Consider the following 26,976-nt stretch of genomic DNA (forward strand, 5'->3'; position numbering starts at 1 on the left):
TTTTGCAGGCTAGGTCTCCGCATGCGCACTTTTTTTTGGGCGATGTCTGCAGCTTTAGGCGATAGCTAAAATGTCATACGTCTTATAGCGCATGTATTGACATGCTCTACGTACGCAAAAGTTTAAAAAGCGAGGATAACTAAACATGAAGATAAGAAATAAGAATAATCGCCCTAATTATTTTATAGCGACGCTGCTCTCGGCAGCGATTTGTATACCGGTTTTGCCGGCTAATGTTTGGGCATTACAGGTGCTGGAAGAGGTTATTGTTACCGCCCGAAAGCGAGCGGAAAGTTTGCAGGAAACGCCGGTTGCAGTGTCCTTTCTTAGTGGCGAGGATCTTGCTCAGTCTGGAATGCGCGACGTTTTGAAACTGGCTGAAGTGGTTCCTAATCTAACCTTTACGACAGGCGGTTCCGGCGGCAGCGCAGCGCCAAATATTCGCGGTGTAGGAGCCCGCAATAATGGCGCAAATTTCGATAGTGGTGTTGCTCTTTACCTTGACGGTGTGTATGCATCGCGCGCGGATGGGGCCATTATCGATAGCGTTGATATACGCAGCGTACAGGTCGTAAGGGGGCCTCAGGGTACGCTATTTGGGAAAAATGCTACTGGTGGCGCCATTATTTACGCGACGAATAAACCTACAGAACTCTTTGAGGGTAATGTGGAGGTGGATATTGGCAATTATGATCGTCAGAACGGACAAATAACGGTCAACGTTCCACTAATAGACAATACGCTGTACTCCAGGGCATCACTTTACCGTACTGCGCGTGATGGCTATCTTGACGATGCCGAGACCGGTGAGAATCTTGGCAACGTGGACCGCTGGGGCGGCCAAATGCAGCTACGTTTTATCGCCGGAGACAGCCTTTTAGTCGACCTTAATGGCGTTTATGGCAAGGTGGATCAGACCACTAAGGGTTTTCAGTGTCAGCCGGCGCTGGGCGTTCCAGGGTCGGGTTGGTTAAGCGGGCTGCAGAACGGCGCGATATTAATCCCGTCGACCGGAAAATCATTTCTACAGCATTGTCAGGATTCCTATGTGCTAGACAAGGATCAGGCTTTAACCCCTTGGTCCGATGACCTTCCACCTAAATATGAAGCAACAACAAAGACCATTGCCGCTACCGTAGACTGGGAAATCAATGATATTTTTAGTCTTAAGAGTATCACCGCATGGCGCAATACTAATGCGGGAGAAGCGAATGATATTTTTGGCCTAGGGATTCCCTTTCAAACGCGCACTAATTTTGGGCGCTCTATCACGGCGAATAGGAACACGGACTGGTACAGCGAGGAACTGCAGTTAAGCGGATCTGCATTTGATCAAAAGATTGATTACATTGTAGGGCTATTTGCCTCTAGGGAAGAGACCGATGAGGGCAATGCTGCAGGGGTGGCTGGCCCGTTTTTTGGAGCCCTGGGAGACCCACTGGTTGCGTCTTATCTGGCGCAGGGCACCGAGCTGCGCACTGACAATAAGTCTTATGCGGTATTCAGCCAAGCTGACTGGAACATAACGGATACATGGCGACTCAGTCTGGGGCTCCGGTACACTTGGGAGGAACGTTTGCTGCGCAGAACCACCTATGATCCTGACGTCTCTTCTCTTTCCTCGGGAGCAGCAGCGATCAGCGTGTTCGATCCATTTTATAGCTTTCCTGACGGCCCTGACAGCTTCAATGCCAACCACGGATATGTTCTCGGTGATGATCAGAATAAGAAAATTGATAACGATGACTGGAATCCAATGGGTAGCATCCAATACCTGTTTCAGCGCGGCGATATGTTGGACAATGGAACCGCGTATTTCACGATATCCACCGGCTTTCTTTCAGGCGGGCTTTCTGAGAGTCTGGATTTTGAGACTGGCGAGATTCCTGAATACAAACCTGAGGAAGCAACCAACTATGAGATCGGGCTCAAGGCTGATGTTTTTGACAGTACGTTGCGAATCAATACCGCATTATTTCATACGCAGTATGATAACCGTCAGTTGACCGGTATCGGTGTAAACCCGGAAACGGGAACGATCTCGTCAGTGACGACTAATGCAGCTAAATCCAGTATCTCGGGTCTTGAAATTGAGGCTTTATGGCTGCCGATGACAAATCTTGATATCACTTTTAATGTAGCGCTTAATCATGGCGATATAGAAAAATTTGAGGACACCACGGTAGCGGTTCCTGGAGAGCTACCGGCGGCAGATTGCACGCTAGCGACGATTGGTCCGGGCACGACGGTGGATGGGTGTAATGTTGATCGCAGTGATGAAGACCTTCCTCGGCTGCCCAAGCAAACCTACTATGCTGCGGTGCAGTATTTTTGGGAAACAGACGTGGGTTCGTTTACTCCTCGCTTAGACGCGACGTATAAAAAAGACATTAACAACTGTTTTGACTGGGCGAGTTGCCAGTGGGAAAATGGGAAAGGGATGGAGTATGATTTTTATTCTTTAAACGCCCGGCTTACTTGGCGTTCCACAAGTGAAGCAATTCGCGTGACTGCCTATGGTAATAACCTCACAGATAATCAGTCCGCGGAAGGCGGGAATCCGCTTATTGGTTCGACGGAATCACGAGCCGTGGATTGGAGCGCGCCTAGAAGCTATGGCGTTGAGCTGGCATACACTTGGTAGGGCAGTATTCCCTATGAGTAGGGGCCTTACATGGCAGCAAAAATACCAGGAATATTCGGTTGGTTGTTGCTGCTGCCTAGCCCTCCATCGATCACGATTTCGGTACCTGTAATATAGCTGGATGCAGGGGATAGCAGGAATACAATTAGTTGGGCAACCTCTTCAGCTGTTCCCGGACGCTGCAGGGGAATACGTTCTAACCAGTCATCGTGGATGGCATCAACAGAGCCAGCGGCTGCGGTGAGTGGCGTTGCGATGTATCCCGGGCAGACAGCGGTCGCCCGAATTTTTTCTCGCGCGTGATCTAGAGCAAGCGTGCGAGTGAGGTTGATTACGCCGGCTTTTGCGGCGTTGTAAGCGGCAAAGCCATAATCAGCGCGCACGCCACTGAGTGATGCGATGTTAACGATATTGCCGCCACCGCGCTTGCGTAACAGCGGAATAGCGGCTCGACAGGCATAGAATACCCCATGTAAATCGACGCTGATGACCTTGTGCCATTCCTCCATGGGCATGTCCGCAACGGTGCCCAGGCTGCCAATGCCAGCGCTGTTGACGGCACCGTCGAGTCCTCCAAATGTTGTCTCTGCCAGTTCGCAGGCCGCTTCCAGCTGCGCTAACTGCGTGACATCGGTGTTCAGGTAGCGCAGTTGTTGCGGATATTGCGCTACCAGTGCATTACCTGCCTCGTCATTGATATCGGCAATGACTGCGCAGCCATGGTGCCGTGCGAGGTAGTGCACCACAGCTGCGCCGATACCCGAAGCGCCGCCTGTGACGAGGTAAACCTTCCCGTCAAAATCGATATCCATACTTTTCTTAAAACCTCTTTCTGCTGCGGTTGTAGTTCATCGTTAGTCCACTGGTTGTTTGATCGCACTGATCTGCCGTCCTATGCGAGCTGCTGTCTTTTCCATTAATGTACGGTCAAAACCAAACACGTCGATGGCATTTTCGCCGAGCATATTTCGAATCTCACCTTCCTCGACATCGTGAAACGTTTCACGCAGTTTGTGCTCGGTGTTAGGCCATGTGCCTTCCATGTGGGGATAGTCTGACCCCCACATCAGCTTGTCGACACCGATGTTGTGGCGACTGCCAATTTCATGTGGTGCCAAGAATGAGGCGCCTATGTAACAGTTGCGTTGAAAGTACTCTTCTGGAGTGAGGGATAGGTCCTTCATGAAGTGGGCGAAGATGGGGTTATCGATTTTAAATTTCAGGACCCGCAGGGTCTCGAGAATCCAACCGCAACCGGTTTCGGTAAAGACCATTTTCAATTTCGGGTGCTTTTCAAATACGCCGGACCAGAGCAACGCGGTGAAGGGACGGTGGGCGTACATGTCCACTTCGCTGATAAACATCATAGTGGCACTGGGAACATCACCGTAATCCGGTGACCAGCCAGAATGGGTGTGAATCGGCATATTCAGTTCTTCGCAGACACTCCACAGTGGGGCATAGCGCTTGTAGTCATGGTAAAACGGGTGTGGGCCGGTGCTGGTGGGCAAGAGTACCCCTCCGAACAGACCCATTTTGTGTGCGTCACGGACTTCTTGCACCGATACGCTGATGTCATCGACATTGATAATGGCAACACCGGCATGGCGACCTGGATTGACGCTGCACAAATCTGCTAACCAATGATTGTAGGCGCGGTTGCCCACAAGGCTTTCTTGCTGCGTGACCTCGTGTCGGTATTGCATGAGACCTGCACCAAACGGCGCCATTTGCGGGAAAATCACTTCTCCGGCGATGCCGTCATCTTCCAATTCGCGCAAACGGACGTCGGGCTCGTATTCGCCGCGGCGTGGCGCGATCATGCTGTCCGGGTCACACAAAAAATCCCACAGCTCAGTATCACTGGCGCGTGCCGCAGTGGATGCCGCTTCCGGGTCCATCCGTCCGGCCCCCTGGTTTCCGGAGCGACTATTAAACTCTTCAGCGGCTTCCTGATCAAAAAATGTACCCATACGCTTCATCATTTCGCGCGCATATTGAAGCCACCAAGTGTCTGCAGCGGCGTGAAATTCTTTCGGCATATAGGGCTTGTAGCCGTCTGGTAGAGCGCCCGCATGACAATCCGAACTGATCATTACAACTTTAGACATGCTGCCTTACCCCATATCGTCTTCTACGAAAGTTGTGGAGTGTATTGGAGTGGCTGGGTGCCTGACAAGTTGGTATAAACGCCAGCTCCGTCTATTCTTCAGTGCAGTACACTTGTCTGTGCCATGCCGTGGTCACTGAAGTAGAATCTGAGTATTCGTCGCCGATGCAGAAGGAGCTGCTAGCAGTGCTCCGTGGTCATTGTGATAGCCTGAATGAATGGGCGATGAATCCAATGACATGGCATAGAACGGGTTATTCGAGAGGGCCAAATCTTTTATGGTATCCTCTGGTTACATGCCATAAAATAATTTGTATATATTATTCAGTAGCTTAGAGGTCCGTCAGTCGATATGCTGGGGGAATTCAACGGGGGATTGGAGCGCTAATAATGACCAACTCGGAAGACGCATTACTGCAGTGCTTGCTCACCCTGTGTCGCTTCCACGCAGTCGGCACTACGGAGGCAGCAATATACGCAGGCCTGCCATTGAAGGATGGGAAGCTGACGCCAGTTTTGTTTGAGCGCGCTGCAGGTAGAGTGGGGCTGGCCAGTAGAATTGTTTACCGGACCATTACTGATATCGAGCCAGCACTTTTGCCCGCTGTGGTCATCCTTAAGGGTGAACGCGCCTGCTTGCTGACAGGGTGGGATGAGAGCGGCGAAATCGCCCACATTGTTTATTCAGCGCACAATGAAGCAGTGGTAAACGTACCCCGAGAACAGCTGCTTGATGACGCCTCGGGTGAAGTGATTCTCTGTCGGCCTCGTTTCCGTTTCGATTCCCGAGCGCCCCGCGTCGGCACTAGTGTGCGCGGGCATTGGTTCTGGGATGCTATCCGAGCGAATGCGCCGATTTATCGAGATGTCTTATTGGCCGCTTTTTTTATTAACGTATTTGCACTGGCCATGCCGTTATTTGTTATGAATGTGTACGACCGTGTGGTTCCCAATAATGCAACGGAAACCCTGTGGATGTTGGCTGCAGGGGTGATACTTATGCTGCTGGCAGATATAAGCTTGCGCACCATGCGGGGTTATTTTCTTGACCTTGCCAGTCGCCGAGTCGATATCCAGTTGTCCGCCTTGATTATGGAGCGGGTGCTGGGGATCAGGCTGGAACATCGTCCAGCTTCGGTCGGCTCTTACGCTGTGAATCTTCGTTCTTTTGAAACTGTGCGGGATTTCATTACTTCTGCTTCAATCACCACCATCATTGATATTCCCTTTGCCTTGATTTTTGTCGTGGTTATCGGTTGGATTGCCTGGCCTGTGTTGATACCAGTAACCATAGGTTTAGTGGTAGTCGTGGGGTACGCTCTGTCGGTGCGCGGTAAACTGAAGGAACTGGCCGAGACGACCTACCGTGCGGGCGCCATGCGTAACTCGACTCTCATTGAGAGCCTCGTGGGGCTCGACACTATCAAGGCCCTAGGGGCGGAATCGCGTATGCAGCGGCGCTGGGAGGATGCAACGAGTTTTCTCGCACACGTTGGCGTTAAGCTCCGGTTGATATCCAATTCGGCTGTCAACGTGACCCAGTGGGGCCAGCAGTTGGTCGCGGTGTTTGTCGTTGTAACCGGGGTTTACCTGATCACTGCTGGCGAGCTCTCCCTCGGTGGGTTAATCGCCTGTTCCATGCTTGCGGGCCGTATCATGGCGCCTTTTGGCCAACTGGCAGGGCTGATCACCCAATATCACAATGCTCAGATTGCGCTGACAAGCCTTGAAGAAGTCATGGCAAAGCCGGTGGAGAGGCCGGACGGTGCTCAGTTCCTGTCCCGCGATCTGTTCAAGGGTGAGGTTGAGTTCAAGAACGTCTCATTCTCCTACCCGGATGCACAGATGGAATCACTCAGTAATGTGTCCTTCAAGATTAAACCGGGGGAGCATGTTGCCATTCTCGGCCGTGTGGGCTCGGGTAAGTCCACGCTGCTAAAGTTGGCCATCGGATTGTTTCAGCCGACCTCCGGTGCAGTTCTCATCGATGGCATTGACCTGCGCCAGCTCGACCCCTCGGATCTGCGTTCTCAGGTCGGTTACGTGCCGCAGGATGTCATGCTTTTTTACGGGAGTCTGCGCGACAATCTGACGCTATCCCACCCGCAGGCTTCTGATGCAGCCATCGTGCGCTCGATTGATATTGCTAACCTCGCCGAGTTTGTGAACCGGCATCCTCAGGGCTTTGATATGATGATAGGGGAGCGCGGTGATTCGCTTTCCGGGGGTCAACGAAAGTCAGTGGCCCTAGCTCGGGGTGTAATAGGCGAACCCTCATTGCTGTTGATGGACGAGCCGACCGGTTCCATGGATCACTCCACCGAGGCCGCCGTGCAAAAGCAACTTTTGCAATTTATCAAAGGTCGCTCCTGGCTTGTCGTAACGCACCGTAACTCGCTGCTGGAAATGGTCGACCGAATCATCGTGATCGATAATGGAAAACTAGTCGCTGACGGGCCGCGTGAGAGCGTGGTAGAGGCACTGCAGCAGGGCCGAATAGGCAAATCGAAATGAGCGACGAACAGCCCACAGTGTCTGATCCTATGTTGGAATTGGCAGGCGAAGCTGAGAAAAAGCCCTCTGTGTTGCGAAAGGTCGTCGATTGGATTTTTTCGCCCTGGATAAAGGAGGAATCGACGAGCGCCTTTGATTGGCAGCAGGATGCGCGCCTAGCCTATTTCGACCAACAGCCGCTTCGTGCTCGCGCAATTCTTTATGCTGTGGCGATCACAATGATATGTCTGATCATATGGTCTGCTCTAGCAAAAATTGATGAGGTAACCCGTGGTCAGGGTAAAGTGATTCCGTCTCGCCAGGTGCAGGTGATTCAGTCGCAGGACGGTGGTGTTGTCACCGAAATTCTGGTTCGCGAAGGTGATTTTGTCGAGAAAGAGCAGTTGCTTGTGCGTCTCGACCAGACACGGTCACAGTCTAGCTTTCGAGAGAATCGTGCCGAGTTTCAGGCCCTTTCAGTCAAAGCCGCACGTCTGCGAGCGCTGGTTGAAAAAACGGAATTCGTGCCCGATCCTGCGCTTGCAGAGGCGGTACCGAATATCGTCGCTGAGGAGATAGCTCTGATGGTGTCTAGACGCTCAGAGTTGACTCTGGCCTTGGAAATCGCACAGGCGCAGTGGGTGCAGCGCGGTGAGGAGCTGGTTGAACTGACGGCTCGGGAAGCTCAGGCCGCACGTTCACTGGAGCTGGCGAACAGGGAGTTAACTATAACCCGTCCGATGGTATCCTCTGGCGCAGTCTCTGAGGTAGAAATCCTGCGCTTGGAGCGAGATGTTAATAAGTTGAGCGGGGAGCGCCAGCAGGCCGATGCGCAGATGCATCGAATAGAGTCGTCTATTGTTGAAGCACAAAGCAAGCTTAACAGTGTCCAAGTGGAGTTTGATAACGAGGTTCGAGAGGAATTGGCGGACATTCTTTCCCGGATAAATTCTCTGCGAGAGACGGGAGAGGGGCTGTCTGACCGAGTCAGGGGGACCGAGGTTCGTTCGCCGGTTAAGGGCACGATAAAGCAGCTTTATTTTTACACGATTGGAGGCGTAGTGCTGCCTGGCAAAGAGATTATCGAAATTGTGCCTGCTGACGACACGCTCTTTTTAGAGGTTAGAATTCACCCTAAGGACATTGCATTTATGGTGCCAGGACAAGAGGCGTTGGTAAAGTTCACCGCCTATGACTTTATTGTCTATGGTGGCCTTAAAGGCGTGGTGGAGCACATCGGAGCGGATACTGTGATGGATGAGGAGGGAAACCCATTCTATGAGGTCACCGTGCGCACGATTAAATCAAGTCTGGCCAGCGATAAACCCATCATTCCGGGCATGGTGGTGGAAGTGGATATTCTCACGGGCAAGAAAACGGTATTAGCCTATTTAATGAAACCTATACTGCGAGCGAAGCAGTATGCAATGACGGAGCGTTGATGGAGAGGATATTTGTTACCACGATTGGTTATATGCGAGAACGGTGGCAACTGGCGTTTCCTGCTGCCCGTCTTGTCTCAACCATCGCTGAGGTAGATGGCCTGAATAGCTCGGTACCGACAAGTCTGTGGCTCGATGTCGGTGTTATCGCGCCAGAATCCCGACTGTCGTGCATTGTTGCCGCATCCGCTCTGGGATGTCCCGTTGTCGTCATGACCGGCGTGCCAAAGGAGGCCGAGGCCTTCACCGCACTCAACGCAGGCGTCCGAGGGTATTGCCACGTTAAGGCCGCTTCGGAGCAGTTGCTCGAGATCGCCCTGGTTGTTGAAAATAGTGGGCTGTGGATGCCCAAGGAATTAATGCAGCGTCTCCTCGCGGTATCGACCCGGATATTGCCTCCCAGCGCGCCTGATATACCTCAGCTCAATAGCCTTACCTCCCGTGAGTCTATGGTAGCCGAGCGCGTGGCGCATGGTGCCAGCAATCGTGAGATCGCTGAGGCGCTGGAAATTAGCGAGCGGACTGTTAAAGCGCACCTAACGACGAGTTTTGAGAAGCTGGAAGTGCGTGATCGGGTGCAGCTGGCATTGAAGATGAATAATATTGCGATCTACAGCACGATAAACTGATTTCTCTGATTTCTCTGAGTTGTCAGTTGTGTCGGACTCGCCAGATCGGTCACGGTGATCTCGGCGATAACCTCTAAATATAAATTCAAAAACTACCCAAAAGTACAATGTCTATGTTTTTAGGGGGGCATAGTATTAGGTTGTGAGTTCCCGTTAAGCCAAACGAATCGTTGGCTTATAGCGTAACTAATAAGGTGATTTATATGAGTGAAGCAATGGCAACAGTGACAGCTATCACTGGCAGCGCACAGGCTTGCGATGCGAACGGTGACCTAAGAATCTTGAAGGCCAATGATACGCTGTTGGAAGGCGAGATAATCATCACCCCCAATGGAAGCCGAGTGGAGCTGGCTTTCGCAGACGGTAACTCGTTGCTAGTGACTGATATACCAGAAATGGCCATCACACGAGATCTGGTTGCAGGCACCGCTGCGAGTCCCGGTGAGAGCGCAGTCGCAGATGAGACGCTTCAGGGCATATTGTCTGCCTTGGAAGCTGGGGAAGGCGTATTGACCCCGCCGCCTCTGGTTTCGACGGACTCGAGACATTCGGCGGGGTCCAGAAAGAGAGCCATTCCTGGTATTAAGTGGGCTGAGCTATTAAATCGACGCATTAGTCCCAGGGCATGACATTGTATTTAATCTGAACGAACAGCTAAGCATGACGTTGTATTTAATCTGAACGAACAGCTAATTTATAAAAAATAAGTAGGGTGATCGATATGGTTGATGAAGCAATGGCAACAGTGACCTCCATAAGTGGCAGTGCCCAGGCGCGCAACGCCAATGGCGACTTAAGGATCTTGAAGGTTGGCGATACGCTGTTGGAAGGTGAGACAGTCATTACCCCCAATGGCGGCCGGGTAGACTTGACGTTGACAGACGGTAGCGTGCTTCTAGTGACGGATATCCCAGAAATGGCCATTACTCGGGATCTCGTTGCGGAGACTGCTGTCGGTCCCGACGAAAGCGCAGTCGAAGATGAGACTGTTCAGGCCGTATTGTCTGCCTTAGAAGCGGGGGAAGACTTGAGTGATCTGCTCGATCCCACTGCTGCTGGTTCCGGTGGACTCGAGACGGCCGGTGGCCTTCAGGGGGAGGGCCATTCTTGGGTGCGAGTGGGTCGAATTATTGAATCGACTGATGAATTTCAAGGTGTAGCCGGAAGTGTTGCTACTGATTCCACTGTGAGTTTCCCAGATATCGATTTTATGCCGGTGGAAGCTGTTAACGATGTCGGCACTACCGAGCAAGCCGTGCCCGTCATTATCGACGTCCAATCCAACGATATATTTCAGGTAGGCTCGAATCTTATTGCCGTGACCGATGGCAGTAATGGCACCGTGGTGATTAATGCGGACAATACTGTCACCTACACGCCTGAGGACGGTTTCTCTGGTGTAGACACATTTACGTATACTGCCCTGTCGGCCAATGGCAATGGCGAGAGCGTTGCGACAGTGACAGTGACGGTCGATCCGCCTGTAGTGCCGCCGCCACCACCGCTGCCACCAGATCCGCCAGGGCCGCCACCACCGCTGCCACCAGATCCGCCAGGGCCGCCACCACCGCTGCCACCAGATCCGCCAGGGCCGCCGCCACCAGATCCGCCGCCGCCAGAGCCGCCCGTCATCCCCACACTGCTTGTGGATGAGACGGTAGGCCAGCAGGCCGATCCTAAAGACACGGTCGCTGACCGTGTGTCGTCGGCTGACTTCAGTGGTGCCTTCGCGAGTGTCGCTGGGGCGACTTACGCCTTGAGCGTGTCTGATGCCAGTGGTGCCCCGGTGCCTACTGGTGTGGGATCAGGCGTGTTTGCGGTGGATAGAGGTCCAGGTGCTGTTGGTCAAGGACAAGAGATCCTGTTGTACAACACGGCTGGGGTTATTGAAGGCCGAATTACCAATCCGATTACTGGTAGTGGTGAGTGGGTTTATTTCACCATCAGTACGAATGATGCAGGTACGATTACGCTGTCTCAGTCGTTCAGAGATCCCTCTGACAGTTACAATTTGACGATGTTTAATCCGGACGGTTCGAATCCTGATGATGTTGTGTCACTGGATGGCACTGGGCTTTATCAGATTAATCTGACGCAGACTGCTGGTGGGGCTAGCGAGAGTGTGGATCTGGCAGCCGGTGTGTTCAGCTTTGCTGATGCTGTGCCGGAAGCGCGAGATGACTTTGCTGGCGATGCACTTGTGGTCTCTGGTGGCTCTGTCGAATTTAATGTCTTTGACGATAACGGTGCTGGTCAGGATTTGACAGGTGTCGATGCGGTGACCGATATCGCGGCCCTTGGCTCGAGTATTGTTGTGACAAGCGATCCTGATAAAGGGTCGTTGGCGTATGACGGTTTCGGTGGCTTCACGTATACGGCTGCTGGGGGAGCATTCGGTGCTGATAGCTTCGAGTATACGATCACCGATGATGACGGCGATGCGTCTACTGCCACCGTTTATCTGACGATTGATGTCCCGACGACGCTCATTGTGGATGAGACGGTAGGCCAGCAGGCCGATCCTAAAGACACGGTCGCTGACCGTGTGTCGTCGGCTGACTTCAGTGGTGCCTTCGCGAGTGTCGCTGGGGCGACTTACGCCTTGAGCGTGTCTGATGCCAGTGGTGCCCCGGTGCCTACTGGTGTGGGATCAGGCGTGTTTGCGGTGGATAGAGGTCCAGGTGCTGTTGGTCAAGGACAAGAGATCCTGTTGTACAACACGGCTGGGGTTATTGAAGGCCGAATTACCAATCCGATTACTGGTAGTGGTGAGTGGGTTTATTTCACCATCAGTACGAATGATGCAGGTACGATTACGCTGTCTCAGTCGTTCAGAGATCCCTCTGACAGTTACAATTTGACGATGTTTAATCCGGACGGTTCGAATCCTGATGATGTTGTGTCACTGGATGGCACTGGGCTTTATCAGATTAATCTGACGCAGACTGCTGGTGGGGCTAGCGAGAGTGTGGATCTGGCAGCCGGTGTGTTCAGCTTTGCTGATGCTGTGCCGGAAGCGCGAGATGACTTTGCTGGCGATGCACTTGTGGTCTCTGGTGGCTCTGTCGAATTTAATGTCTTTGACGATAACGGTGCTGGTCAGGATTTGACAGGTGTCGATGCGGTGACCGATATCGCGGCCCTTGGCTCGAGTATTGTTGTGACAAGCGATCCTGATAAAGGGTCGTTGGCGTATGACGGTTTCGGTGGCTTCACGTATACGGCTGCTGGGGGAGCATTCGGTGCTGATAGCTTCGAGTATACGATCACCGATGATGACGGCGATGCGTCTACTGCCACCGTTTATCTGACGATTGATGTCCCGACGACGCTCATTGTGGATGAGACGGTAGGCCAGCAGGCCGATCCTAAAGACACGGTCGCTGACCGTGTGTCGTCGGCTGACTTCAGTGGTGCCTTCGCGAGTGTCGCTGGTGCGACTTACGCCTTGAGTGTGTCTGATGCCAGTGGTGCTGCGGTGCCTGCGGGCGTGGGATCAGGCGTGTTCGCGGTGGATAGAGGTCCAGGTGCTGTTGGTCAAGGACAAGAGATCCTGTTGTACAACACGGCTGGGGTTATTGAAGGCCGAATTACCAATCCGATTACTGGTAGTGGTGAGTGGGTTTATTTCACCATCAGTACGAATGATGCAGGTACGATTACGCTGTCTCAGTCGTTCAGAGATCCCTCTGACAGTTACAATTTGACGATGTTTAATCCGGACGGTTCGAATCCTGATGATGTTGTGTCACTGGATGGCACTGGGCTTTATCAGATTAATCTGACGCAGACTGCTGGTGGGGCTAGCGAGAGTGTGGATCTGGCAGCCGGTGTGTTCAGCTTTGCTGATGCTGTGCCGGAAGCGCGAGATGACTTTGCTGGCGATGCACTTGTGGTCTCTGGTGGCTCTGTCGAATTTAATGTCTTTGACGATAACGGTGCTGGTCAGGATTTGACAGGTGTCGATGCGGTGACCGATATCGCGGCCCTTGGCTCGAGTATTGTTGTGACAAGCGATCCTGATAAAGGGTCGTTGGCGTATGACGGTTTCGGTGGCTTCACGTATACGGCTGCTGGGGGAGCATTCGGTGCTGATAGCTTCGAGTATACGATCACCGATGATGACGGCGATGCGTCTACTGCCACCGTTTATCTGACGATTGATGTCCCGACGACGCTCATTGTGGATGAGACGGTAGGCCAGCAGGCCGATCCTAAAGACACGGTCGCTGACCGTGTGTCGTCGGCTGACTTCAGTGGTGCCTTCGCGAGTGTCGCTGGTGCGACTTACGCCTTGAGTGTGTCTGATGCCAGTGGTGCTGCGGTGCCTGCGGGCGTGGGATCAGGCGTGTTCGCGGTGGATAGAGGTCCAGGTGCTGTTGGTCAAGGACAAGAGATCCTGTTGTACAACACGGCTGGGGTTATTGAAGGCCGAATTACCAATCCGATTACTGGTAGTGGTGAGTGGGTTTATTTCACCATCAGTACGAATGATGCAGGTACGATTACGCTGTCTCAGTCGTTCAGAGATCCCTCTGACAGTTACAATTTGACGATGTTTAATCCGGACGGTTCGAATCCTGATGATGTTGTGTCACTGGATGGCACTGGGCTTTATCAGATTAATCTGACGCAGACTGCTGGTGGGGCTAGCGAGAGTGTGGATCTGGCAGCCGGTGTGTTCAGCTTTGCTGATGCTGTGCCGGAAGCGCGAGATGACTTTGCTGGCGATGCACTTGTGGTCTCTGGTGGCTCTGTCGAATTTAATGTCTTTGACGATAACGGTGCTGGTCAGGATTTGACAGGTGTCGATGCGGTGACCGATATCGCGGCCCTTGGCTCGAGTATTGTTGTGACAAGCGATCCTGATAAAGGGTCGTTGGCGTATGACGGTTTCGGTGGCTTCACGTATACGGCTGCTGGGGGAGCATTCGGTGCTGATAGCTTCGAGTATACGATCACCGATGATGACGGCGATGCGTCTACTGCCACCGTTTATCTGACGATTGATGTCCCGACGACGCTCATTGTGGATGAGACGGTAGGCCAGCAGGCCGATCCTAAAGACACGGTCGCTGACCGTGTGTCGTCGGCTGACTTCAGTGGTGCCTTCGCGAGTGTCGCTGGGGCGACTTACGCCTTGAGCGTGTCTGATGCCAGTGGTGCCCCGGTGCCTACTGGTGTGGGATCAGGCGTGTTTGCGGTGGATAGAGGTCCAGGTGCTGTTGGTCAAGGACAAGAGATCCTGTTGTACAACACGGCTGGGGTTATTGAAGGCCGAATTACCAATCCGATTACTGGTAGTGGTGAGTGGGTCTATTTCACCATCAGTACGAATGATGCAGGTACGATTACGCTGTCTCAGTCGTTCAGAGATCCCTCTGACAGTTACAACTTGACGATGTTTAATCCGGACGGTTCGAACCCTGACGATGTTGTCTCACTGGATGGCACTGGGCTTTACCAGGTCAACCTGACGCAGACTGCCGATGGGGCTAGCGAGAGTGTGGATCTGGCAGCCGGTGTGTTCAGCTTTGCTGATGCTGTGCCGGAAGCGCGAGATGACTTTGCTGGCGATGCACTTGTGGTCTCTGGTGGCTCTGTCGAATTTAATGTCTTTGACGATAACGGTGCTGGTCAGGATTTGACAGGTGTCGATGCGGTGACCGATATCGCGGCCCTTGGCTCGAGTATTGTTGTGACAAGCGATCCTGATAAAGGATCGTTGGCGTATGACGGTTACGGCCAGTTCACTTATACGGCTGCTGGGGGAGCATTCGGTGCTGATAGCTTCGAGTATACGATCACCGATGATGACGGCGATGCGTCTACTGCCACCGTTTACCTGACGATTGAAGAGTCAGTGGTGGTACAAGCGGCTCGGCTCAACGCAGCAGGTGGCGATGCGGATACGTTGGTGGCTGTTGAGGGTGCGCCAGATGTGTTCGCCTGGTCACTGGGTGATGGAACTGCCGATGGTGATCTGATCGTAGGCTTCAACCTTGATGAGGATGCGATTGATATCGCAGACTTGCTGGTCGGTCTGGATACAACGGACCTGAGCCAGTTCCTTGACGTCGGCCTGGCTGATGATGGTGCAAGTACGGTGATCAAGGTCAGTGCTTCTGGTGACTTCGGATCTGCTGATCAGGTTATTACCGTACAGGATGTTGACCTGTTTGCAGGTGTCGACTTCGGTGATCTATCTGCGGTCAATTCCGCTCTGCAGAGTTTGGTTGATGCAGGCAAGCTGATCGCTGAATAAAGATTGAATAGGCGCTACACTTATTCTCACAATCTTGTGCGATTGTGAGGATTTTTATTTGGAGACGCGCAATATGCCCTTTGTTAAACGCGATGAGCATGGAATGGTAGTCGCTGTCAGTCGGGAGTCGGCAGCAGGGTGCACTGAGGAGCTTGCGAAAGATGATCCGGCAATGTCTGCGTTTTTGGTGGAGATTAGTAGCGAGTCATCTTCTCTTGATGCCTCCGATCAGGACCTCATTCGGGTATTGGAGGATGTGGTGGATTTGCTGATTGCAAAGGGGCTAGTTCTGTTTACGGAGCTACCGGCGGACGCGCAGCAAAAAATTATGCGACGTCAGGCAATGCGTTCCGAGGTGGGCAACTTACAGGATTTAATCAGCAAAGATTGATTGCTCCACTTTTCTGCAGGTCTCACAGGCCTCTACGCTTCCCCGCCCCCCAGATCCTGATTTCGGTCATCATTGATCCGCGTGCGCTATGGTGCAGTGCGCAGCATAGGCGTCGTATCGACAGTATTAAAATTCGCCATCCCTTAAGTAGCCCATACCGATAAATTTTTAGTGAATAATGCCAATTTTTTATTATTTAACGGGTTTTTATAATCTATACTTACAATATTGTCGATGTTCTAGATTTTTTGTCATGGAGTTCATCGGCACAGAAACAATAACAATAACTTATGATGCAAGCTGTAACGTCACAATCTCGGGTTAAATGTAGTGATAATGTAGGGATATCCCCCTTTATTTTTGGCTCGCTGATGAGTTATCGTCAGGTTAGTATGGGCGACGGACGGAGAATTTGATCAAAAAGTGACCAGAATAAAGTCAATTGTAGCGATAGAAAAAGCAGCCCTGATGGATTTCGGTGGGGGCTGTCTAATTGCAGTTCCTAAAATACTGACTATACTCAAAAATGTGACTAGAAAGGGACTGGGACCGTTGGCGCAACAGTAATAAGGACATACCACAGTATGTCTATGTGCGTGACGTCTAGAATTGTTGAGATAAAGGATACGGTATGTTTAAGAAAATTAGATTTTACCCGGCATTTATTGTCGCAATCATTGGAATGACTGCGGCTCACGCGCAAACAGAACCTCAAGCTGCAGCCGCAAATGTTTCTGGGCTTAAAGAGGCGATCACTCAAGGTGTAATGATCAGTCCGCGCGTTAATGCAGACTGGTATAACTTTGCTGCGAAAGGCTATGCAGAACAAAGTGCGCGTGGCAGTTATTATCCCAGTGTGGACCTGGCGTCGCGCATAGGTCGTGAGGACCGGGACACACCACTTATCGATCTTGGTGACTTTGGATACGATGCCACTCAATTCAGCATCACCCAGATGTTGTTCGATGGCTTTGCCACTCGTGACGAAGTAGCACGTCTGGGTTATGACAAATTGTCCCAGTACTACAATTTTAAGCGGGCCTCTGAAGAGGTCGCTCTAGAGGTTGCGGTGACGTACCTCGATACGGTGAAGTATCAACGCCTAGTGGATTTCGCCAGAGCCAACCTACAGGTGCATCGCTCGATTCATGCGCAGATCGCTGAGCGTGCTGAAGGTGGCGTGAGTCAGGGTGTTGATCTTGATCAGGCAGTCGCGCGGGTAGGCCTAGCTGAAACGAACCTAGTGATAGAGGTCGCCAATCTAAACGATGTCCTGAATCGGTTCCAAAGACTGGTCGGCGCTTATCCTGGTGCAAATCTGGCAGTGCCTGCAGTGCCGGAAGGTGAGATACCTGAACTGCGCGGAGCCGCTCTGGAAATAGCCTATCAGCGTAGTCCCGTGATTAATTCTGCAATTGAAAACTTGCGTGCGGCTCAGGAGGCATTGAATTTAACTAATGCACCTATGATGCCGCGGTTTGATCTGCGCTACCGCAATGAGGTGGCGCACGATACTGATAGTATTGACGGACGCTTTAGTACTGAGGCTGTTGAACTTGTAATGACTTACAATCTGTTCCGAGGCGGTGCGGACAGCGCGCGTAAACGTGAGTACTACAATCTCTATAACGCCGCGATCGAAGAGCGTAAGCAGGCATGTTTGAATGTGCGGCAAGAAATTAGTAACAACTTTAACGAGCTGGCGGCGCTGCGTGAGCAAGTGGTGTTGACAGAAGTGAGTCGCAAGGCCCAGAACGCGACACGCAAGGCATACAGAGACCAGTTTGATCGCGGTCGACGCTCGCTACTCGACTTGCTCGACAGCCAGAATGAATATTTCGATTCCGAACGCTCGAACATCAATGCGATTGTCGATGAGGTAGCCTCTCAGGCTCGCACATTGGCCAATATGGGACTGTTGCTGGCGTCGCTGGAAGTCGACGGACTGAATGCTGAAAAGGTCGCTGGAATGGATCTTGATTTGACACGTGATCCTAGCGATAAAAACACGCAGGCATTGTGTCCTGGAGAGCCTGCGACAGCGCCTCCTTCCGATACGCTGGAGGAATTGTCCGATGGCAGTGATCGCTACCGTCCACTCGTCGGCGGCGGGGTCGCGCTGGAGGTTGACGTTCAGTTTGAAAGTAATTCATCAGTCATTACTTCGGCCTATGACACCGAGATCGGCGTCGTAGCGCAGACACTAGCGAATAACTCTGACGCTCGTGCCGTGGTGGAAGGCCACACTGACTCGATCGGCGATCCTAAATATAATCTGTGGCTGTCCCAGCGACGTGCAGAGGCTGTTCGCCAGTTACTCATTGATCAGTATGGAGTGAAGTCGTCGCAGGTTACGGCTGTGGGTCGCGGCGAAGAGTCACCGATAGCAAACAACCGCACGGCGGATGGTCGTAGACTAAATCGTCGGGTAGAACTGATAATGGATGCCGAATAAGCAACCTGTCGCCCGGATACTTTTTGGCGTACTTTTGTTGAGCGTTTGCGGTCTTTGAATGCAGTTTGCACTGTAAACTGGATGCGAGAGAAGCGTTATTACTGTGGTCCGCTGGGATCACGCCACATTAACCACAGGGGCGGTGCAGAGGAAGAAAATCGGATCTGCCTCAGCACTTTGAAACCATGCCCTTTATAAAAGGGTAGGTTTTCCTCCTTTGAATTTTCAAGGTAGGCCGGCACTCCCTCAGCATCACACCGCTTTAACATATGACTGATGAGTGCAGTACCTAAGCCCTGACCTTTATTCTCAGGCGTTACACCGATAGCGAAGAGATAATAGTGGGGACGTTTTGGGTGATATCGTTCTGTCTTGATGGCGCTTAACAGCAGACGGTATATACCAATGAGGCCACCGATCTTCAGAACAGTGACTGCGCTCGATAGGTTTATTGGCCATTTTAGCTTCTGGCTCGGCCCCAGCCATGACGCGGCGCCCCGCCCCGCAGGGTCCAGATAACTCAGTTCATGCCAGACTAACACAGGCAACGTAAACTCAAAAAATAGCTCAAGTGACGGCGGATTGTTGCAGACCCAATTGATCACAGGATCATCCTGAAAAGCCTCGGTAAGGATGCGCGTGGCTTCATCTAAATTTGAATTGTCTACCAACTTAAAACTCATTAGAAAGTGTTTTGCTCTCAGTGATTTTTTACTGTGAACATACTATAGCTGGCTAGCAGCTGCTGTAAACCGGCGGTTGATAATTTTCGTCAAAATGTATTCTCACAAGACTACCTCACTCTTCTGCCTGCACGTATTTGGTGTTCCATCTGTGATTTTCTTGCGCCAGAATGTTGGATATCCCATGCAATTGAAATCGATCTGGTAGGGGGAGATATGGCCGTACGTGAACAAGAGCAACGCAGAGAGACAACCAGCACAAAGGTAGCTAATGGCAGCCACGATGGGGAAGTGCAGCGTGGGCAGGTCGGAGCGGAGACTATCACTGAGATTAGTGATAAAGACTATCGCTCGTTTTGCTTGCCCTGCGATCTACTAGAGGAAACGGATGAACGCGAACAAGGCCGCTAACCTATTTCAGCGTTCACCCGGTGCGCGCTATTCCTGCGGAGTGATGGCGTTAATGTGATCCAGAGCATCGCTGTACTCGGTCAACAGACGGAACACAATGTCGCGACAGGACTCAATCGAATTGATCTGCCCCACGACCTGGCCAACTGGATTGAATGCTATCTTCTGACAGTCGCCGCTGCCAGCGTAACGGTGAGTACGGCGTACCGCATCGAAAGTGAGATAGCCCTGCAGAGGCATGGGGAGGGCATCGGGTGTGTCCTCTCTATCCCAGGCTTCTGTCCACTCGTTTTTGAGCATGCGGGCGGTCTTGCCTGTAAAAGAGCGGGAGCGCACGGTATCTTCAGAAGTGGCATTCATATAGGATTCACGCTGGGCGGGTTCGGCGGCGGCTTCTACTGAGTTCAACCACATAGACCCCATCCAAACACCGGCCACACCCATACTCATGGCAGCCAGCATTTGGCGTCCGTCGGCGATACCGCCCGCGGCCAACACGGGCAGAGGTGCAATGGCATCCACCATTTGTGGCCACAAAATCACGGAAGTGACTTCTCCTGCGTGGCCACCACCCTCCGAGCCCTGGCAAATCACAAAGTCTAACCCTGCGTTTTTATGGGCGATACCGTGCTTGAGACGCCCGGCGAGAGCACCAATCAGGCGACCGGAATCCTGAACCTGCTTGATGATTTCAGCGGGCGGTGTCCCCAGTGCATTAACGATCATGCGGCATTTGGATCGAGTCAGCGCCTCATCCACCAATGCCTGAGCCTGAACGGCAGAGAAACTGAGACTGACCTCATCATCTTGCTCAGGCCATTCCGGAACGCCAGCATCGGCTAGTAATTTCTCGGAAAAATCACGATGCTGCTGGGGAATTGCAGCCTGTAGCATCTCAACCAGTTCTTCCGGGCTGGTCAAGTCCATACCCTCGTACTTCTGTGGGATGGCTGTATCGACACCATAAATGTGATCGCCAATATGTTCATCAATCCAATCCAGCTCTTCTTTTAGCTTGGCCGGAGAGAAGCCTACAGCCCCCAGTACGCCTATGCCGCCAGCCTTGCTCACCGCCACGACGACATCGCGACAGTGGGTAAAGGCAAAAATGGGTGCTTCGATACCTAACTGCTTACAAAAATCAGTCTGCATAGTGTTCCTTGTGTATTTTGCTAGAGCGAAACGGCTTCTTAACCAAAGTCAGAGTATACGAGTTGATGCGCTGGATAAATGGCGCGAGAGGCCGATGAAACTAGCAAAAGTTAACGTCGTTGGCGTTGATACAGGCCGCAGCACTAAAGCCCACCGCGGCACAGCCAATAGACAAAGATAAAAACTAGGATCCAAACGGCATCCACAAAGTGCGAGTACCAGCCGACACCCTCAAGCGCAAAGTGATCTCCCGGGTAGTCAAAATGGCCTTTGATGGCGTGGCAGAGCATGGTGCTGAGCATTAGCATTGCAAAGGGGAGTCGCTAAAACCTGATATTGTTCATACGCGCCAATGCCGTATCTTGTGCGTCGATTTCTGTGTGATCAGTGGTGTTACCTAGTGGAAGATGAGCGAACTCATACGTCTCATGGCGTGAGCCCTATCTGTATTTTTTACCGTAACATCGCAGCGCCATAGTTGTGCATCTCAATGAGGATACGAATGGATGGAGCTGCGATCACTGTGATAATGATCAGAGGAATTACGGTCCAGAATATTTCTAGAAACATATTTTGACGAAAGGTGGAGGCCATCGCGCCCTTTGATTTTCGGTGACGAATGACGCTATAAATAATGACCCCATAGACAACTGCCATGATTCCAATGACAATCCAGATGACCATTATGTGTAGGTCGTAGAGGTTGAGGCTGACTGGAGTCACACCTTTTGGCATATTGATCTGTGCAGTTGCTAGCGCGGGGACGCATAGTGCAGCCAATCCCATAGAACGACTTAGACCTACCATAGTGAGTAATCCTTTGCCGCTTGAGCTTGTTTATTCGCGCTATACTCCAACTGTGGATAAGCTGTATAAGCGGTAGTGAACTCGAGCTTGAATGAAATAGGATGCAAGGCGTCGCTAGAAGCTGCGGTGACGAATGCGTATATTACTACGAAGGGCTGACAGGCTTGTGGGATGCTCAACAGCACTCTTACTGCTCCATTGGTGGGTCGTGGACTTAGCGATCACCCGCAATTGTAGCGCGCCAGCGCCTATTAGTCCCGCTATGCGCATGGTTTGGGCAGGGCCCTTAGCAGGCTCTCTGCCGAGACTCATTGTAAGTAGTGAATGAGGTTCCCCAGCAGCGTTTACCCTTTCAGATACCAGATTGCCGAGATAGCCACCTTGTCAGTAGCCAACGGCGCGATAAGTTTTCCACCTTGTAGGGTCTCCCAATCAGCAGCACTAGGTGTCATTATTACGTTTGCGGCATTACTTCTGGATTTTTTATCGCAACACTTCCGGTTGGCTCGACTGCACTGGCCAATGGAGGAAATGAGCAAGTTCCAGGGTTTGTTCTGGATACTACCGGCCGCAGCGATTATATTGCTTGCCTGACTTTTTAGTCCGATCATTAAAACAACGGAGTATTGCTATGGGCAGGGCCTATCAGAATCGCAAAGACTCGATGGCTAAAACCTCTGACATGAAGGCCCGAATTTACAGCCGGCATGCTCGTGAGCTCTATGTTTCTGCCAAGTCGGGGGGCGTTGACCCGGAAGGTAATCTGTCACTGCGCGGTCTGATCGAGCGGGCTAAACGGAACCAGGTTCCCGCCCATGTCATTGAAAAGGCTCTGGATAAGGCGCGTGGCGTGGGCGGTGAGGATTTTGCCACCGCACGCTATGAAGGTTTTGGTCCGGGCGGCACCATGGTGATTGTCGATTGCCTGACTGACAATCCTAACCGCACGTTTGGCGATGTACGCCAGTGTTTTACCAAGTCAAAATGCAAGTTGGGTTCACCCGGTAGCGTCAGCCATCTGTTTGACCACAGCGCCATCCTAGTGTTTAAAGGCAGCGAAGAAGAGGCAGCACTGGAGGCCCTAATGATGGCGGACGTGGATGTCTCTGATATTGAGAGCGAGGGCGGCAAGGTGACGGTATTTGCGCCACAAACCGAATATTACAAGGCCAAACAGGCACTACTCGACGCCTTTGAGGGGGTCGATTTTGAGGTAGATGAGATCCAGTTTATCCCGCAAAATAGCGTATCACTTGGCGAAGAAGAGCAGGTTGCATTCGACAACTTAGTCGATATGCTCGAATATCTGGAAGATGTACAGAACGTCTATCACAACGTAGGGTGACGCATTGCAGAGGCGGTGGTATATTATCAAACACGTGAGATCTAAGATCTTAAGAGTGTTCAGTATCAGCCCCTGTTGAAATTAATAAGTCCTTTGGAGAACGTTATGTTAAATATAAAATTGCTCGGCTTTTTGTCAGTTGTCTTCGTCACCTTCGTTGTCACCGGTTGCAGCGACGAGTCCAAGCAGACTATGCAGGACAGTGCCTCAAGTATCAGTGATACGGTTAGTGAATCAGCTAAAAATACCGGTGACGCATTGAGTTCCGCCGCCGATAGCGCTGGCGATATGGCGAGTGACGCCTCAGATAAGGCACAGACGATGGCCTCAGACGCTGCGAGTTCGACGAGCGATGCCATGGATTCTGCTGGCGATATGGCTGATCATGCCGGTCATAGTATCGAAGCTGCTGCCGATAGCGCTGGCGATATGGTTGATGATGCAGCCGACAGTGTCAAAGATGCGGCGACTAACACTGCCGATAGCGCTAAAAACGCAATGTAAGCCTACATTTGGCTAGAGATAAAGCCCCTGCTGGGGCTTTTTTTGTATTGACGTCCGGTTCTACGGTTATTCGAACGCCTCTCGCAGCAATTGAAATGAGCGCTTACGGTCTTTTAGGTAGTAGATATTTGTTACTGCCATAATCTCATCTGCATTGTGTAGCGCGGCGATCTGCTCAATTTTTTGCTTTACTTGTTGCCGTGTCCCAGAGGCTCGGCTGTTCTGCCGACTGGCAATAAACGCTTTCTCATGCACTCCTAAGGAGTATTCTACAGCCTCCTGCGGTGTCATTGATCGGCCATTGGACTGACCGGTGAAGAAACGAAACAGATTGAGATCATAGGTCAGCTGCAGAGCGCTGGCTTGTTCCTCCGTATCAGCACAGAACACGCTTAGCGTAAGAATGGCATAGGGATGCGCGAGCTGTTTGCTGGGCTGAAAATGTGCCTTATACAGCCCGATCAGTCTCGAATCTGCCTGCGGATTGATGAATAGAGCAAGGTTGTATGGCAGACCGCGCTGCGCGGCAAGTATCGCGCTGTCGGAGCTGGAGCCGAGCATCCATAGTGGGATGTCTTCGGGCGGACGGGGGCTGACAATCGGGCTGGCTGTGTCAGACCATAGATACTCACTGAGTTTTGCTGTTAAGTGCGGGAATGCGTCGAATTTTGGGTGCCCATCGGTAGCTAGTGCGACAGCGGTGGCCATGTCCGCGCCTGGCGCCCGACCGATACCAAGGTCTACTCGCCCGGGATAGAGATTTGCCAGCACGGAGAACACTTCCGCCACTTTATAGGCGCTGTAATGCGGCAGCATGATGCCGCCTGAACCGATGCGGATGGAGCGAGTTGCCGCACCCACTGCGGCTAACAACACTTCCGGTGCACTGCCGGCCACAGAGGGAAAGGCGTGGTGCTCCGAAACCCAAAACCGCGTGTAATCGAGTTCCTCGCACCACTTGGCCATCTGGAGGGTTTCCTGCAGCGCGGTAGCGGACTGGTCTGGCGCTCGGGCCAGTGATTGATCAAGGACAGAGAGTTTCAGTGCCATACTTACGCTAGCTTCCATGTGAGGTTAAACAACGCTTTCCTGGGTTTTTTGGGGGCTTGTGTCGATATCTCAGTGAGCGTTAGGTTAACTCCGTTGGGCTGAGCGGTCGCCGCAATCGGGTGAAGTTTTGTCGGCACGGGGTTACCTAAGATTGCATAATAGGCGTCCAGTGGGACGACCCTGCGAAGCCGAAGGGATCTGCGGGTTACTGGGGTTAACATCATCGTGTACCAGATGATCTCATGCCCATTAGAATGAGCCAAGAAAAACAAGAAAGACTGCCGACTGATCCCCTTTTAACTCGCTTGGTTTTCCAGAGGCAAGTTAGGTTAATATAGAATAATTCAAACGTATCTGAAGCGTTGACTGGTAGGATGATTGGATGGAATTTCTGTCAAATTGGCAGCAGCCGCTGTTGTGGGCTAGCGGTCTTTCGCTGCTCGCGCTGATTGCGACGATTGTCGGTGTGCCTTGGGTGGTCACACGATTACCCAAAGATTACTTCGTGCGCTCAGAGCGCGTGGTTTGGCGGGCATCCTTTGATGCGCCGTTACTTTCATTGATCACCTCGATGTTGAAGAATCTTCTGGGTCTGCTGCTGGTCGTTCTCGGTTTGATTATGTTGGTGACACCGGGGCAAGGAATTGTGACACTGTTGATCGGTCTACTGTTGATGAACTTTCCTGGAAAGTATCATTTGGAACGCTGGCTGGTACTGCGGCCAGGCGTGCTAAAAGGGCTTAATTGGCTGCGACGCAGGCAGGGACAATTGCCTTTTGATCAACTATAGAGCTATTTTTGACAGGCGATGGCTCAAGCATTGGTGCATAGCAGAGTCAGATAACACATTGTTCACACGAGGTTTGATATGCAAGTAATTCCTGGAATCGATGCTCAGGTGATCAAGCAGTTTGCACCTAACCCGGGGCGTAAGCCGCTATTGCCAGAGCTAAGTGAGCAGGCTCAGGTCGCCTTGATGTGTCGTATGTTGTTCAGAGAAGGCTGGAATGAACATATCGCTGGCCACATTACCTACCGCCTTGATAATGGCACTATGTTGACTAACCCATGGGAACTGGCTTGGGATGAAGTGACCGCCAGCGATATTCTGACGCTGGATGAGTCTGGCACTATCATCGAAGGAGAGTGGAACGTGACACCCGCCCTAGGGTTGCACGTGCAATTGCATAAACTGCGCCCTGATGTCAATGTGATCATCCACAATCATGCTCGTTGGAGTGGCCTCTGGGCCAATATGCATCGTGTGCCTCCGGTGTATGACCAGGCGGGTGCTTATGTGGACGGTCCGCTGCCGCTTTACAATGAGTATGACGGTACGTTTGAAGACGAAGACAAATCTCTGGCTGCAGCGAAAGCGCTGGGTAGCGCCAAATGGGCTTTGCTTGCGAATCACGGTTCTCTAGTGGTGGGAAAAGATTTGCGTCAGGCTCATCTTCGGGTCGCCACGCTGGAATGGCGCAGCCAGCGCGCGTATGAATTGGAGCTGGTCGGCGGCGGTGTGCCGCTTACCGATGAACAGGTTGCCGAGATCGCGTTGCCAGACGCACATGGATTTCCGTTTCTATGGGAAGCGATGGCTCGACGAGAGTTGCGTGAAGACCCCGGTATTATCGATTAATTGAGGCACGTTTTATGGTACTGCAAGTAACAGCTCTTGAAAATGTTGGAGTAGAAGTCAGCGGCTTTGACATTACTCAGCCCATGGAGGATGCCGTAGCTGCCGAACTGGTGTCGTTATGGAATGAACACTCTATCGTGCTATTTCGTGGCCAGAACGTGAACCCCGAAAATCAGATTGCGTTTAGTCGTGCGTTCGGTGAGTTGGCGCTGCACCCTTTGGCCGCGACCCGGTCTCAGGAATATCCGGAGCTGTTTATGCTCGTTAATGAGCCCGACAAAGAAAAATTTATGACGGCCAATTACAATGGGCAGAACAAAGTTGGAAAGCTTGACTGGCATATGGACCTACACTATACCGGCAAGCCCAATCGTGGGGCGTTGCTGCGTGGAGTGGTGTGTCCGAGTGAGGACGGGCTGACCGGTTTCGGTGATCTTGCAAAAGCTTATGATGCACTGGACAAGGAAACGCAGCAGTTAATCGAAAATATAGAAGTCACATACGCCTTCAGCATGCAGCGCCGGCATATGCGTTATGTTGATTTACGGGGTTACGAGCCTGGACCTTATAGCCCGAAAAAACCGTCTGATTTGAACTACCCAAATTTCCCCGAAGTTGTTTACCCGGCCGTAGTGACTCATCCTGTCACCGGCCGCAAAATATTGGAAATCTGTGAGCAGTTTCTAGAGCGCATCGTGGCACCGCATCGCGCAGGATTATCTAATGATGAAGCGATTGATCTGCTGCAACGGTTGGTTGAGCACACCCGTAAACCTGAGTTCCATTATTTCCATCAATGGCAACCAGGTGACATGGTGTTATGGGACAATTGGCGTGCAATGCACTGTGCTACCGGCACAAAACCGGGCGTGGAGCGCGTGATTCACCGCACCACCATTATGGGCGATACCACGCTGGGGCGTATGGCAGACGCCTAAGCAGCGCGGTAAAAGTCT

Annotated in this window: 21 protein-coding genes; 14 read left to right on the forward strand and 7 right to left on the reverse strand. The window is 52.0% G+C overall.

The window, feature by feature from the left end:
• Positions 1-145 precede the first annotated feature (145 nt).
• Positions 146-2,644, forward strand: a complete 2,499-nt coding sequence (locus ABXT62_RS04850) for a TonB-dependent receptor (RefSeq protein ID WP_415357473.1) — start codon at positions 146-148, stop codon at positions 2,642-2,644.
• A gap of 26 nt (positions 2,645-2,670) precedes the next feature.
• Here ABXT62_RS04850 and ABXT62_RS04855 read toward each other — a convergent pair whose 3' ends face one another.
• Both ABXT62_RS04855 and ABXT62_RS04860 read right to left on the reverse strand, forming a co-directional pair.
• On the reverse strand, positions 2,671-3,456 hold the full coding sequence (locus tag ABXT62_RS04855; RefSeq protein ID WP_415357474.1) for an SDR family NAD(P)-dependent oxidoreductase: 786 nt from the start codon (positions 3,454-3,456) through the stop codon (positions 2,671-2,673).
• Between the two features lie 42 nt (positions 3,457-3,498).
• On the reverse strand, positions 3,499-4,755 hold the full coding sequence (locus ABXT62_RS04860; protein ID WP_415357475.1) for an amidohydrolase family protein: 1,257 nt from the start codon (positions 4,753-4,755) through the stop codon (positions 3,499-3,501).
• 389 nt (positions 4,756-5,144) lie between these two features.
• Here ABXT62_RS04860 and ABXT62_RS04865 point away from each other — a divergent pair, with 389 nt between their 5' ends.
• From ABXT62_RS04865 to ABXT62_RS04895, 7 genes are all read left to right on the forward strand, one after another.
• Entirely contained in the window at positions 5,145-7,268 is a 2,124-nt protein-coding gene (locus tag ABXT62_RS04865; RefSeq protein ID WP_415357476.1) for a type I secretion system permease/ATPase, read from the forward strand.
• Positions 7,265-8,689, forward strand: a complete 1,425-nt coding sequence (locus ABXT62_RS04870) for an HlyD family type I secretion periplasmic adaptor subunit (protein WP_415357477.1) — start codon at positions 7,265-7,267, stop codon at positions 8,687-8,689. Before ABXT62_RS04865 ends, ABXT62_RS04870 begins: the two co-directional genes overlap by 4 nt.
• Positions 8,689-9,318: a response regulator transcription factor gene (locus ABXT62_RS04875; protein WP_415357478.1), complete on the forward strand. Its 630-nt coding sequence runs from the start codon at positions 8,689-8,691 to the stop codon at positions 9,316-9,318. Before ABXT62_RS04870 ends, ABXT62_RS04875 begins: the two co-directional genes overlap by 1 nt.
• Positions 9,319-9,521: 203 nt before the next feature.
• The gene (locus tag ABXT62_RS04880) at positions 9,522-9,947 is read left to right on the forward strand and encodes a retention module-containing protein (RefSeq protein ID WP_415357479.1); all 426 of its coding nucleotides are present in this window, start codon (positions 9,522-9,524) and stop codon (positions 9,945-9,947) included.
• A gap of 92 nt (positions 9,948-10,039) precedes the next feature.
• Positions 10,040-15,583 (forward strand): retention module-containing protein, encoded by a 5,544-nt coding sequence (locus ABXT62_RS04885; RefSeq protein WP_415357480.1) that lies wholly within the window; start codon positions 10,040-10,042, stop codon positions 15,581-15,583.
• Between the two features lie 73 nt (positions 15,584-15,656).
• Positions 15,657-15,974 (forward strand): hypothetical protein, encoded by a 318-nt coding sequence (locus ABXT62_RS04890; RefSeq protein WP_415357481.1) that lies wholly within the window; start codon positions 15,657-15,659, stop codon positions 15,972-15,974.
• 631 nt (positions 15,975-16,605) lie between these two features.
• Positions 16,606-18,429 carry a TolC family outer membrane protein gene (locus ABXT62_RS04895; RefSeq protein ID WP_415357483.1) on the forward strand — a complete coding sequence of 608 codons (1,824 nt, stop codon included), beginning with the start codon at positions 16,606-16,608 and terminating at the stop codon, positions 18,427-18,429.
• 98 nt (positions 18,430-18,527) lie between these two features.
• On the opposite strand, the gene ABXT62_RS04900 is transcribed toward ABXT62_RS04895, so the two are convergent.
• Entirely contained in the window at positions 18,528-19,112 is a 585-nt protein-coding gene (locus tag ABXT62_RS04900; protein ID WP_415357484.1) for a GNAT family N-acetyltransferase, read from the reverse strand.
• 216 nt (positions 19,113-19,328) lie between these two features.
• On the opposite strand from ABXT62_RS04900, the gene ABXT62_RS04905 reads away from it, so the two are divergent.
• Positions 19,329-19,523, forward strand: a complete 195-nt coding sequence (locus ABXT62_RS04905; RefSeq protein ID WP_415357485.1) for a hypothetical protein — start codon at positions 19,329-19,331, stop codon at positions 19,521-19,523.
• Positions 19,524-19,550: 27 nt separating this feature from the next.
• Here the strand turns inward: ABXT62_RS04905 and ABXT62_RS04910 are convergent, their stop codons facing one another.
• The 3 genes from ABXT62_RS04910 to ABXT62_RS04920 form a co-directional block, all read right to left on the reverse strand.
• Positions 19,551-20,675 (reverse strand): NAD(P)H-dependent flavin oxidoreductase, encoded by a 1,125-nt coding sequence (locus tag ABXT62_RS04910; RefSeq protein ID WP_415357486.1) that lies wholly within the window; start codon positions 20,673-20,675, stop codon positions 19,551-19,553.
• A gap of 143 nt (positions 20,676-20,818) precedes the next feature.
• The gene (locus ABXT62_RS04915; protein ID WP_415357487.1) at positions 20,819-20,983 is read right to left on the reverse strand and encodes a cytochrome c oxidase subunit 3; all 165 of its coding nucleotides are present in this window, start codon (positions 20,981-20,983) and stop codon (positions 20,819-20,821) included.
• Between the two features lie 145 nt (positions 20,984-21,128).
• Positions 21,129-21,482 (reverse strand): cytochrome c oxidase subunit II transmembrane domain-containing protein, encoded by a 354-nt coding sequence (locus ABXT62_RS04920; RefSeq protein WP_415357488.1) that lies wholly within the window; start codon positions 21,480-21,482, stop codon positions 21,129-21,131.
• Positions 21,483-22,113: 631 nt separating this feature from the next.
• Here ABXT62_RS04920 and ABXT62_RS04925 point away from each other — a divergent pair.
• Positions 22,114-22,827, forward strand: a complete 714-nt coding sequence (locus ABXT62_RS04925) for a YebC/PmpR family DNA-binding transcriptional regulator (protein ID WP_415357489.1) — start codon at positions 22,114-22,116, stop codon at positions 22,825-22,827.
• A gap of 105 nt (positions 22,828-22,932) precedes the next feature.
• Positions 22,933-23,331, forward strand: a complete 399-nt coding sequence (locus tag ABXT62_RS04930; RefSeq protein ID WP_415357490.1) for a hypothetical protein — start codon at positions 22,933-22,935, stop codon at positions 23,329-23,331.
• A 66-nt stretch (positions 23,332-23,397) separates the two neighbouring features.
• On the opposite strand, the gene ABXT62_RS04935 is transcribed toward ABXT62_RS04930, so the two are convergent.
• Positions 23,398-24,381: an LLM class flavin-dependent oxidoreductase gene (locus tag ABXT62_RS04935; protein WP_415357491.1), complete on the reverse strand. Its 984-nt coding sequence runs from the start codon at positions 24,379-24,381 to the stop codon at positions 23,398-23,400.
• A gap of 382 nt (positions 24,382-24,763) precedes the next feature.
• Between ABXT62_RS04935 and ABXT62_RS04940 the strand changes: the two genes are divergently transcribed.
• The 3 genes from ABXT62_RS04940 (at position 24,764) to ABXT62_RS04950 (ending at position 26,958) form a co-directional block, all read left to right on the forward strand.
• Positions 24,764-25,171 carry a PGPGW domain-containing protein gene (locus tag ABXT62_RS04940; RefSeq protein ID WP_415357492.1) on the forward strand — a complete coding sequence of 136 codons (408 nt, stop codon included), beginning with the start codon at positions 24,764-24,766 and terminating at the stop codon, positions 25,169-25,171.
• 78 nt (positions 25,172-25,249) lie between these two features.
• Complete coding sequence (locus ABXT62_RS04945; protein WP_415357493.1) at positions 25,250-26,020, forward strand: class II aldolase/adducin family protein; 771 nt, start codon at positions 25,250-25,252, stop codon at positions 26,018-26,020.
• A gap of 14 nt (positions 26,021-26,034) precedes the next feature.
• Positions 26,035-26,958, forward strand: coding sequence for a TauD/TfdA dioxygenase family protein (locus ABXT62_RS04950; protein ID WP_415357494.1), 924 nt, complete (start codon positions 26,035-26,037; stop codon positions 26,956-26,958).
• The last annotated feature ends 18 nt before the right edge of the window (positions 26,959-26,976 follow it).

Source organism: Halioglobus sp. Uisw_031 (assembly GCF_047729875.1).
Taxonomy (GTDB): domain Bacteria; phylum Pseudomonadota; class Gammaproteobacteria; order Pseudomonadales; family Halieaceae; genus Marimicrobium.

Coding starts and splice junctions, on each gene's coding strand:
- ABXT62_RS04870 (WP_415357477.1), top strand. CDS start 7,265: ATGAGCGACGAACAGCCCACAGTGTCTGATCCTATGTTGGAATTGGCA.
- ABXT62_RS04920 (WP_415357488.1), bottom strand. CDS start 21,482: ATGGTAGGTCTAAGTCGTTCTATGGGATTGGCTGCACTATGCGTCCCC.
- ABXT62_RS04905 (WP_415357485.1), top strand. CDS start 19,329: ATGGCCGTACGTGAACAAGAGCAACGCAGAGAGACAACCAGCACAAAG.
- ABXT62_RS04930 (WP_415357490.1), top strand. CDS start 22,933: ATGTTAAATATAAAATTGCTCGGCTTTTTGTCAGTTGTCTTCGTCACC.
- ABXT62_RS04945 (WP_415357493.1), top strand. CDS start 25,250: ATGCAAGTAATTCCTGGAATCGATGCTCAGGTGATCAAGCAGTTTGCA.
- ABXT62_RS04950 (WP_415357494.1), top strand. CDS start 26,035: ATGGTACTGCAAGTAACAGCTCTTGAAAATGTTGGAGTAGAAGTCAGC.
- ABXT62_RS04875 (WP_415357478.1), top strand. CDS start 8,689: ATGGAGAGGATATTTGTTACCACGATTGGTTATATGCGAGAACGGTGG.
- ABXT62_RS04915 (WP_415357487.1), bottom strand. CDS start 20,983: ATGCTAATGCTCAGCACCATGCTCTGCCACGCCATCAAAGGCCATTTT.
- ABXT62_RS04860 (WP_415357475.1), bottom strand. CDS start 4,755: ATGTCTAAAGTTGTAATGATCAGTTCGGATTGTCATGCGGGCGCTCTA.
- ABXT62_RS04865 (WP_415357476.1), top strand. CDS start 5,145: ATGACCAACTCGGAAGACGCATTACTGCAGTGCTTGCTCACCCTGTGT.
- ABXT62_RS04855 (WP_415357474.1), bottom strand. CDS start 3,456: ATGGATATCGATTTTGACGGGAAGGTTTACCTCGTCACAGGCGGCGCT.
- ABXT62_RS04940 (WP_415357492.1), top strand. CDS start 24,764: ATGGAATTTCTGTCAAATTGGCAGCAGCCGCTGTTGTGGGCTAGCGGT.
- ABXT62_RS04900 (WP_415357484.1), bottom strand. CDS start 19,112: ATGAGTTTTAAGTTGGTAGACAATTCAAATTTAGATGAAGCCACGCGC.
- ABXT62_RS04880 (WP_415357479.1), top strand. CDS start 9,522: ATGAGTGAAGCAATGGCAACAGTGACAGCTATCACTGGCAGCGCACAG.
- ABXT62_RS04890 (WP_415357481.1), top strand. CDS start 15,657: ATGCCCTTTGTTAAACGCGATGAGCATGGAATGGTAGTCGCTGTCAGT.
- ABXT62_RS04850 (WP_415357473.1), top strand. CDS start 146: ATGAAGATAAGAAATAAGAATAATCGCCCTAATTATTTTATAGCGACG.
- ABXT62_RS04910 (WP_415357486.1), bottom strand. CDS start 20,675: ATGCAGACTGATTTTTGTAAGCAGTTAGGTATCGAAGCACCCATTTTT.
- ABXT62_RS04925 (WP_415357489.1), top strand. CDS start 22,114: ATGGGCAGGGCCTATCAGAATCGCAAAGACTCGATGGCTAAAACCTCT.
- ABXT62_RS04885 (WP_415357480.1), top strand. CDS start 10,040: ATGGTTGATGAAGCAATGGCAACAGTGACCTCCATAAGTGGCAGTGCC.
- ABXT62_RS04935 (WP_415357491.1), bottom strand. CDS start 24,381: ATGGCACTGAAACTCTCTGTCCTTGATCAATCACTGGCCCGAGCGCCA.
- ABXT62_RS04895 (WP_415357483.1), top strand. CDS start 16,606: ATGTTTAAGAAAATTAGATTTTACCCGGCATTTATTGTCGCAATCATT.